This window comes from Paenibacillus xylanivorans (assembly GCF_001280595.1).
Taxonomy (GTDB): domain Bacteria; phylum Bacillota; class Bacilli; order Paenibacillales; family Paenibacillaceae; genus Paenibacillus; species Paenibacillus xylanivorans.
Genome location: NZ_LITU01000065.1, coordinates 259209 through 260800 on the forward strand (window position 1 = coordinate 259209; position 1592 = coordinate 260800).

Consider the following 1592-nt stretch of genomic DNA (forward strand, 5'->3'; position numbering starts at 1 on the left):
CATCCATGCTGATCCTGCCGATGTACCTGCAACAAGGTATGGCGGTTACGGCACTGACTGCAGGTCTGGTTCTGCTACCGGGCAGCTTGCTGAATGGATTCTTGTCCCCGGTTATGGGGCGTCTGTTTGACAAATTCGGTCCAAAATGGCTTGTGATTATCGGTCTGGCTATCGTGACTGTTGTTCTCTTCATGTACACGGGAATTACTCCGACAACAACACTGGGCAAGATTATTACGCTGCATGTGTTCATGATGATAGGGATTTCAATGATCATGATGCCTGCACAAACCAACGGTTTGAATCAATTACCACCTGATTTCTACCCTCACGGAACCGCGATTATGAATACATTGCAGCAGGTATCGGGAGCTATTGGTACAGCTGTTGCGGTAAGTATACTGAGCGCAGGACAGACCCGCTTCTTGAGCGGTGTGACGAACCCTGAGAGTCCTGAGAATCAGTTGGCAGGTTTCACATCTGGTGTACAAAATGCATTTGTTTTCGCACTGGTTCTCGCTGTGATTGGACTGATCACTTCACTGTTCGTGAAGCGAGTTAAGGTTGGTGCTCAGCAGGGACAACAAGGCCCTATGCATTAATTAAAGTCATATAAGAAATGAAACGATGCTCTCTCTTCAATAGGGGGGCATCGTTTTTTTGTACCTTGACATGAAACGGGTTCCATCCATTAGAGTGAAAATAGACCTGTCAGGCAAATCGAGTAAATCTTGATGATGGAAGCAAATAGTTCATGTTCTGGCGAAATTGTATATGTTCATATGGAATTTTAAAGATAATATAGAGAGTAGATTAATGATAACGGCTAAATAAGAAAGAAAACGTTTTAGAATGTATTTTATAATCAAGGAGACGTATTTATGAGAATCGTTAAATCTATATCTGCGAATATTGAACAATTGCTAGAACGTTATGAGAAAAACGGTCATCTGACCATGCAAGCTTCACTAATGGGAAAGGGGTCGGTTGTCTATCGTTTACAAGAGTACTGCCTGAAAGTGTATACTCCTCGTGGGAAAATGGATGGGGAATATGAATGTGAGGCACTTTTGTCGTTACAAAACAACCATCATGTTCCCAAATTGTATGCGTACGCTTCTGGTAATTTTGTGCTGACAGAATGGGTTGAAGGATTCAATCTGAGACAGTATCGGGCAACGTGCGGACACATACCGCACAACCTGATATATGATATGTTTTCCACAGAACTTCAGCAGATTCAGGCGGGGTATCACGATTGGGATGTCATACGATATGAGAATTTGCTATGGACTGCAACAGGGGAGGTCAAACGAACTGATTTTTGGCTATGTGAACCTGTCCGTTGCATGCGTATTCGAGAGCGATTACAACAAGAGATTATTCGAAAAATTGAGCGGATATACGGCGGTGATGATACTGACATGGAGGAGGTCATGCATTATTTTGATCGACATGGACTTACGACCACGGAGGTTCAAGAGGCTTTGGCGCATTTCAGATTGCAAACACCGAGGATGGCATTAGCACAGTGAGACCTCTAACCAAATAAAACCCTGACGATTGGTCTTACCCCTGTCAAGTAGACAGAT

At 43.5% G+C, this 1592-nt stretch carries 2 protein-coding genes; both read left to right on the forward strand.

Translation table 11 applies throughout. The features are described 5' to 3' along the window. Positions 1–602: MFS transporter (locus AMS66_RS18425; protein WP_144424534.1), on the forward strand; the 602-nt coding region annotated here is incomplete at its 5' end. Between the two features lie 279 nt (positions 603–881). Further along, positions 882–1535 (forward strand): serine/threonine-protein kinase, encoded by a 654-nt coding sequence (locus tag AMS66_RS18430; RefSeq protein ID WP_053782184.1) that lies wholly within the window; start codon positions 882–884, stop codon positions 1533–1535. The last annotated feature ends 57 nt before the right edge of the window (positions 1536–1592 follow it).